Below are 7,927 nucleotides of genomic sequence, written 5' to 3' on the forward strand. Positions count from 1 at the left end.
GGTGTTTTTGTTGTTGCTATATTTTAGGAAAAGATATAGGATTTTGGAGGAAATAAAATTGTTTATTGTTGTTAAGGAAAAAGATAGATGAGCGAATTATTTAAAACGCAAGAAATTACATATAGCAGAGGGGAGGCTATAAAAGTATATGAGGATAAAGATATTGCTTCTGCTTATGTAGCGGAACGCATCGCGAGAATTATAAAAGAAAAACAAAATAAGGGAGACCGTGCGATTATCGGATTGGCAACGGGATCTACTCCAAAAGGGGTGTATAAAGAGTTAATACGCTTACACAAGGACGAGGGATTGAGCTTTAGAAATGTGACTACCTTTAACCTGGATGAGTATTATCCAATCTTGCCGATAGATGACCAGAGTTATGTGTCGTTTATGAAGAGTAATCTGTTTAATCATATCGATATTGACCCAAAGCATGTACATATCCCAGATGGGACTTTATCGCTAGAGGGCATACAGGCGTACTGTGATCTATATGAAAAGAAGATTGTGGACTTTGGAGGGCTTGACTTGCAGTTGTTAGGTATCGGACGTACAGGTCATATTGGATTCAATGAACCTGGTGCTATACTAGAGTCTAGAACGCGTCTGGTAACGCTGAATGATATCACCCGTGAGGATGCGAAGGACGACTTCGGAGGGAAGGATAAAGTACCTACACAGGCAATCACAATGGGGGTACAAACGATCACGCAGGCGAAGGAGGTAATCTTAATGGCGCTAAGCCAACGCAAGGCGGAGATTATAAAAAAAGCATTAGAAGGAGAAATATCTGCTGATATACCTGCTACTTTCTTACAAAAGCTAGCTCATGTAGAGTATATCTTGGATAATGAAGCGGCATCGCTGTTGTCTAGAAATGAATAGGTGTCCCCTTCGGGGAATTACGAATTTCAAATTAGGAATTACGAATGTTTGCCCTACGGGCATAGGGTATGTATATCCATTTGACAGTAGAGACGCAGCACCTTGCGTCTACCACACCGATTGTCCGTGCCGTATGTCATCCTGAGTGTAACGAAGGAACCCATCCTTTTTGAGAATTACGAATGCTTTCCCTTCAAGGAATTACGAATTATTGCCTTTCAGGCATAGGGGTATATTTATCAAGGATTATAAATCTGTTATAACAAAAATATAGAGAAGCTGTTGTCTTAGGACAATGGCTTTTTCATTTCTATGTAGTAGACGTCTATATTTAATTACGAATTTCAAATTAATAATTACGAATTAATGTTTGCCTACGGCAGTAGGGGTGGTCCCTAATTCTTAATTAAAGATAAAGATTCCTGTTCTCTCAAAAGAGGTGTTGACTCAAAAAAAAGATAGTTTCGACATTTTGATATTGTTAAAAAAGGTAAAAAGACTATCTTTGATGGTTAAAGAAAGAAATAAACTGTAAAAAAGATGAAAATATTAGTTACCGGAGGATTGGGATTTATAGGGTCTCATACAGTAGTAGAATTACAGCAACAAGGGTATGAGGTAGTTATCGCAGATGATTTGTCTAATTCTTCTATGGAGGTACTAGATGGTATCGAAGGGATTACCCAAATACGTCCTGCATTTGTGGAGTTGGATCTACGAGATGGTGCTGGAGTGAGTAAACTTTTTGCAGATTATAAGGATATTACAGGAGTAATTCACTTCGCGGCTTCAAAGGCTGTAGGTGAGAGCGTGGAGAAACCTTTAATGTATTATGAGAATAATATCGTTCCATTGTTAAATTTATTAAAGGAATTAGATAAGAAAGAGAAGAGTCATTTTATCTTTAGTTCTTCATGTACAGTGTATGGACAAGCGGCTGTGATGCCGATTACAGAACAGGCTCCAGTACAAAAGGCTATGTCTCCTTATGGAAATACAAAGCAAATAGGGGAGGATATTATCACAGATGTGACTCGTGTAAGTAATATAAGTGCGGTGTTATTGCGTTATTTTAATCCTATAGGAGCACATGCTTCAACTTTAATTGGGGAATTGCCTAATGGAGTACCTCAGAATTTGATCCCGTTTATTACACAAACCGCTATTGGGTTGCGTCAGGAGTTGTCTGTATTTGGGGATGATTATAATACGCCTGATGGTACTTGTATACGAGACTATATCCATGTGGTGGATTTGGCCAAAGCGCACGTGACTGCACTGGATAGATTGATAAAAGAGAAGAATGTAGAGAAGGTAGAGGTCTTTAATGTAGGGACTGGGAAAGGGTCTTCTGTAATGGAAATTATTCAGGCTTTTGAAAAGGTATCTGGTGTTAAGCTTCCTTATAAAATCGTAGCTAGAAGAGAAGGTGATATTACTCAGGCTTATGCTTCTACTACCAAAGCGAATGAAGTACTGGGTTGGAAGACGGAGTTGTCATTAGAAGAGGCACTAGACAGTGCTTGGAAATGGGAACAGAAGGTGCGTAATCGTTAACCACTCTACGGGAGGGGGAATAGATTCTAACATTAATAAAATAGAATAATATTAATACAGCAATAGAGAAGTAAAAACAATTTTTAACAATTTGCCCTTTTACTATCGCTTATAAAAAACTCTATTGCTTTTTTATAAGAGCCCACCTTTTGGTGGGTTTTCTTTTTTATAGACAATCTAGGGGAATTACGAATGGCTTTCCCTTCGGGGAATTACGAATTAAAAATCACGTCCATTCGACACACAACGTTAGGGGTGTATTACATACATCCAAACACAACACATACCCCGTTCAGTATGCCTATGCGATACTAGTATTCCCCTCCTTAGGAGGGGTGCCCGTAGGGTGGGGTGGTTCTTTCATGGAATTAAGAATTAAAAATTACGATTGATAGCCAGTGAGCATAGGATGCGTACATCACGTCCACCAGTTCGCGCGAATTTGCAATCCGTGCGGAGTATAGTAAAGCCAAATAACTAAGTTGAAAAATGAGTGTTTTTTGACTTAAAATATTTATTTTGTCTCAAATAGAAGTGTAATTGTATTTATGATGTTAATATATTTGGCATTTTGTAATTTATTAATCACTCTTATTTATATTTTCCCAAAAAAATAAATAACCTTTTACCTTACCATAATAAAAAACCTTTCTTTTATAAGAGAGGTTTTTATTTTTTACAATATAACTAAGGAGATATCCTTTGATAAATATTTGAATTCCTTTATTAGTTTAGAATAAATATAAATAAAATACATAAATCAGCCTGCTAGATAAGAATAAATTGTTAATTTTAGCCCGTATTAGGTATAGAAACTATGAGAAAAATAATAGTAACAGGTTTTGCACTATTGTGTTTAGGGGTTTATGATCATTATGGGCAGACAATCTCTACTCGTAATGCGGTGAGGGCTACTTATGATTTAGATAAAGCGACTAGAGAAATCAATGCATATACTACCAAAGCAGCTAAAAATAAACAGGAGGCTTTTCTGGAGGCTGAGAAAAGGAATGTACCAACAAGTGGGGTGAATGCTAGAGGAAACTACTTTGAACTTAGTGGGATAGATGCTAATGGGATTCTACTTTATAAGTCCACTCTGAACTATGGTTCTAGACTAACAGCTAGGGTGAATGGTATCCAAAAGGAGGTTGGCGTTAATCAAGACCTAGAAGGAGAAGGAATGACAGTTGGGATCATCGACGGACTTCCTCTATTAGATACGCATCAAGAGTTTTATACAACTACTTCTAATACAACCTCGAGAGTAACCTTAGGAGAGTCTGTACCTACTCTGACTACATATAATGCTAAAGGGCATCAAAAGAGTCGTTTTCATGCTACTCATGTAGGAGCAACGATGGTCGGGCTAGGATATAATAACAAAGCTCAAGGAATCGCTCCTAAGGCAAAACTAGTGAGTTATTCATGGAATAACGATTATCGCAAGATGGGGCAAATGGCCTCTGGAGGGATTTTAGTGACTAATCATTCTTATGGGTATAACTACTTCGATGATTATGGATATTTAAATGAGCCTAGTTTGGTGAAGAATTTTGGGGCTTATTCTGAGCACAGTAGAGAATTTGACCGGGTAGCTTATTTGTTTCCTTATTATCAGCCTGTGATAGCAGCAGGGAATGATGGGGAGTTTCACTATAACGTTTATGGTGGGAGTCAAAAGGAAAACTGTAATTGTGATTTGTTAAATGATTCTTCTGTATCTAAAAATGCTGTGGTAGTAGCTGCTGTAGAACAGGTCGCTCAATATACTGGGCCTTCTGATGTGATACTAGCCAGCTTTAGTAGTCAAGGGCCTACTAATGACTTTAGGATAAAGCCTGATATTTCGGCTAAAGGGGTAGATGTATTATCAGCTGCTTATCGCAATCCAAGTCCTTTATATGGGGCGGCTGAGACGAGTCTATATGCTTATAGTGATGGTACATCAATGGCTGCTCCTGCTGTCAGTGGAGTGTTTACCCTATGGCAAGAATGGGCTATTCACGCTTCTAGTACAAATATGCCTTTTAAATCGGCTACCTTGCGCGCCTTAATGGCACATACGGCTGATGAGGCAGGTCGTGCTGCGGGACCTGATCATTTGTTTGGTTGGGGAGTGATTAATGCTAAGGCTGGTGTGGATGTCATGCTAGGGGCAAAAGATAAGCGCAGTACTTATATCTTGGAGAATGAACTTAGAGAGCAACAAAAATATACACACGAAATCCAAGTAAGTGAAAAGATGAGTAAGATGGTGGTAACCTTGGCCTGGACAGATGCTCCTGGTGTTGTAACGTATCAAAACTCAGATGAGAACTATAAAAGAAATAATGGTGACCTTGTCAATGATCTAGATGTAGTGGTTAGAAAAGGGAAGGATACTTATTATCCGTGGAAGCTAAATAAGGATTTTAACGACCTTAGAGCAATCCAAGGAGTTAATGATGTAGATAATATTGAAAAGATAGAATTATACGATGTGGAGCCTGGAACGTATGTAATCGAGGTCACTCATAAAGGAAAATTAGATGCAGGTAAGCAGGAATATTCACTAATCAGTACTGTAGGGGAGTTTGACGACCTTCAGGAAAGTAAAGTAGAGACAAAGCAAGTGGTGAGGTTATGGCCTAATCCTGTGGTGGATCATCTATATGTGTCTTTAGATGAAACATACAATGGCAAGGTGGTCGATATGAAGGTGTACGATATGAATGGACGTTTAGTACTAAGTAGTTCTGAGACTGTACAACAAGAAAAAGTGAGTATCAATATGGCAAGTCTTAATTCTAATATCTATGTGGTAGAGGTAAAAGCAGACAATCTCTCTAAGACTGTTCGCATCGCTAAAAGATAAGAAGATAGTAATATATAGTAAAAGCACGAAGGCGAACCTTCGTGCTTTTTTGTTTTTACTTCACTTATCGTAAAAACAAGTATTAGTAGTAGGTTAAAGAAGTACTTTTTTAAAAGCAATGGATGCCTGCCTTTTGGTAATTATGATTAGAAAAATCGTATGGAAACTCAATTAGGTTGAGTGTTATCAAAATTATTAAAGGCATTCATTCCATCTTTATTTCAATATTCTAACGCTTTGTAATAGGTAAAGTAAAGAGTGTAAGAACAATTATGAAAATTAATTTTAATGATTAGAATATTATTTGATGTAAATTTAGTTTTTTAGCGTGTATTTGTGTTAAAGAATATTTATAATTAAATGTTTTATAGTTAATAATGTAAGTTTTTGTATTTTATTTAGATTGAATTGTGTTTTAAAGGAACTATTCTTTTTTAAAGGCAGTATTTTTTAGAGATAATTCAGCTCTATAAACAATAAAATAAAGTATGATAGAATAGTTAATATTTAGTGAATAGTTTTTGAAATATTGCGGTATTTTGTTTCATTTGTTATGTACTTTTTAAGAATAGAGGATATAGTTTGAATATTGCCTTGTTTTCAAGTGGTATTTTGCCTTACTAACAAAATAATAGTTTGAAAGTAAAACAGTTAGCAATATGAAAAAGAAAGTAATTTTAGGGGCTTTTATACTTATGGCCTCTTTCGCTAGTGCTCAGACTAAAGTGAGTAGTACTAGTATCGGTATTAATCTGGGGGGATTAGTATCTCTAGTGTATGATGATGTGTCTACCTTAGGCTTAAAAGATAGCCAATGGAGAAAGATCAAAGCGTATCAGAGTGATTATGAAAGAAGATATAATCATTGGGCTAGTTCTAAACATTATAAGGAATATGAATTAGACCGCAAAAGAGATGAGTTATATAAAGAAATCAGAATACAAATAGGCGATATCTTAACTGTAGAACAACGTGAGAAATGGAATACAGGTGATTATCATTATAGACATTATCACCCTTATGATCACAAAAGAGACCATCACTATAAAAAGAGTAATAAGTATAAAAATAAACACAATAAAAAATATAAGCACAAGCATAAACATGATGATTGTGATTAGAGATAAAAGAGTCTGCTCTATATGGGGTAGACTCTTTTTTTATGCACCAAGTAAGGTAAATTAGATATGCAGATAACCGCTAGATATTACGCAGGAGTATACAAATAGCGATACCTATATAAAAAAGAGTATCCCTAATTTATAGAAGAAGTATGAGGTCTACAATTCAATAAAAACGGTAGTTTATACCACTCAAATATTAGACTCTTGCTTTTTAAAAACAAGGGGAATTAGAGTTATACTAAAAGCTTGTTTTAAATTAAATACAGAACTATTAATAAGAGATATTAGATTATTCTTAACAATCAGTAAGTAACATAGACTCAAATAAAAATAGGTTTATTTTACTTTTTTTCTCTTTTAGCACTAAGTTATTATGTTATTATTCTTAATATGAGAATGTATGATTATCAAAAGAACATAATCCAAAATGGCTGTTTTTTTTGTGTTAAAAAAAGTATATAATCATGCTAATACGACGAAAAAATAGATCCAGAGTAGTTTTTGACTCTAAAAACAACAAAAAATCTATTGTAGAAAATGTAAAATCCCTACAAAGTGCAATAAATCACCTTGTGTGATTATGGACGGTATAACAAAAACAATATTAGTTTGTGTTTGACAATATGTGATTTTTGTTTTTTAGAAGACTTACCAAACTGAGTTATTTATAATATTTATAAATAGAGTTAATTTGTTAATTAATGGTTTTTTTTGAGTATTAATTTTTGTTTTGGGGTTTTATTTTGTTTTTTCTGCTAAAAAAAATACTTATTATTAATAATAATGTATTATGTGTAATTTTACAAAAGTTAGTTATGAAGAAGTAATTCATAAGAAAAAAGTAAAATTATGATTAAGAAAATTATTCCATTAACAGCACTTTTCTTCAGTGGTTATGTTACTGCTCAAGTTGGGGTTGGAACAAAAAAACCTGCAGATGCAACAATGTTAGATGTAACTGCTACTGATAAAGGGGTTTTATTACCTAGAGTAAATTTATTAAGTCAGACAGATAATACTACTGTAAAAGGAAAGCTAATAGAAAGTTTGCTTGTATATAATATAGGGTCAAGTAATTTAAAAGCTGGTTTTTATTATTGGTTTGAAAATAAGTGGACTCCATTAATGTCAGGAGCTACTTTTACAGATACCACTAATAAATCTTTTACAATTAGTGAGGATCAAGAAAGATTAGTTATTACAGATACCGAAAATAATAAAGTTGAATTAGAGATTAAGGATATCGCTAAGAACAGCGTATTTGTTACTAACCTTACAGAGAACAGTGAGTTTGTAACAAAACTTGTAGAGAACAAGGAGTTTATAACAAAACTTGGAGATAACATTGAGTTTGTAGAGAATATCACAAACAACCAGGAGTTTATAGAGAATATCATCAATAAACTAGAAGGAGATTTTGGTAATGTTGGTTATGACAAAGACAAGAATCAATTCTTTTATTTAAAAGATGGAAAGGTAAACTATATCGACTGGTCAGATT

4 protein-coding genes and 1 pseudogene are annotated in these 7,927 nt (G+C 34.6%); all 5 read left to right on the top strand.

The features are described 5' to 3' along the window. The first annotated feature begins 87 nt into the window (after positions 1-87). Positions 88-888 (top strand): glucosamine-6-phosphate deaminase, encoded by an 801-nt coding sequence (gene nagB, locus AABL85_RS13930; RefSeq protein ID WP_341310510.1) that lies wholly within the window; start codon positions 88-90, stop codon positions 886-888. Positions 889-1,428: 540 nt separating this feature from the next. Next, positions 1,429-2,445, top strand: a complete 1,017-nt coding sequence (gene galE / locus AABL85_RS13935; protein WP_341310511.1) for a UDP-glucose 4-epimerase GalE — start codon at positions 1,429-1,431, stop codon at positions 2,443-2,445. A gap of 817 nt (positions 2,446-3,262) precedes the next feature. Continuing rightward, on the top strand, positions 3,263-5,302 hold the full coding sequence (locus tag AABL85_RS13940) for a S8 family serine peptidase (protein WP_341310512.1): 2,040 nt from the start codon (positions 3,263-3,265) through the stop codon (positions 5,300-5,302). 659 nt (positions 5,303-5,961) lie between these two features. After that, the gene (locus tag AABL85_RS13945; protein ID WP_341310513.1) at positions 5,962-6,423 is read left to right on the top strand and encodes a hypothetical protein; all 462 of its coding nucleotides are present in this window, start codon (positions 5,962-5,964) and stop codon (positions 6,421-6,423) included. 852 nt (positions 6,424-7,275) lie between these two features. Next, positions 7,276-7,927: pseudogene (locus AABL85_RS13950) on the top strand (hypothetical protein); the annotation flags it as partial.

Origin of the sequence: Myroides odoratimimus (assembly GCF_038039805.1) — a bacterium.
GTDB classification, from domain to species: domain Bacteria; phylum Bacteroidota; class Bacteroidia; order Flavobacteriales; family Flavobacteriaceae; genus Flavobacterium; species Flavobacterium odoratimimum_B.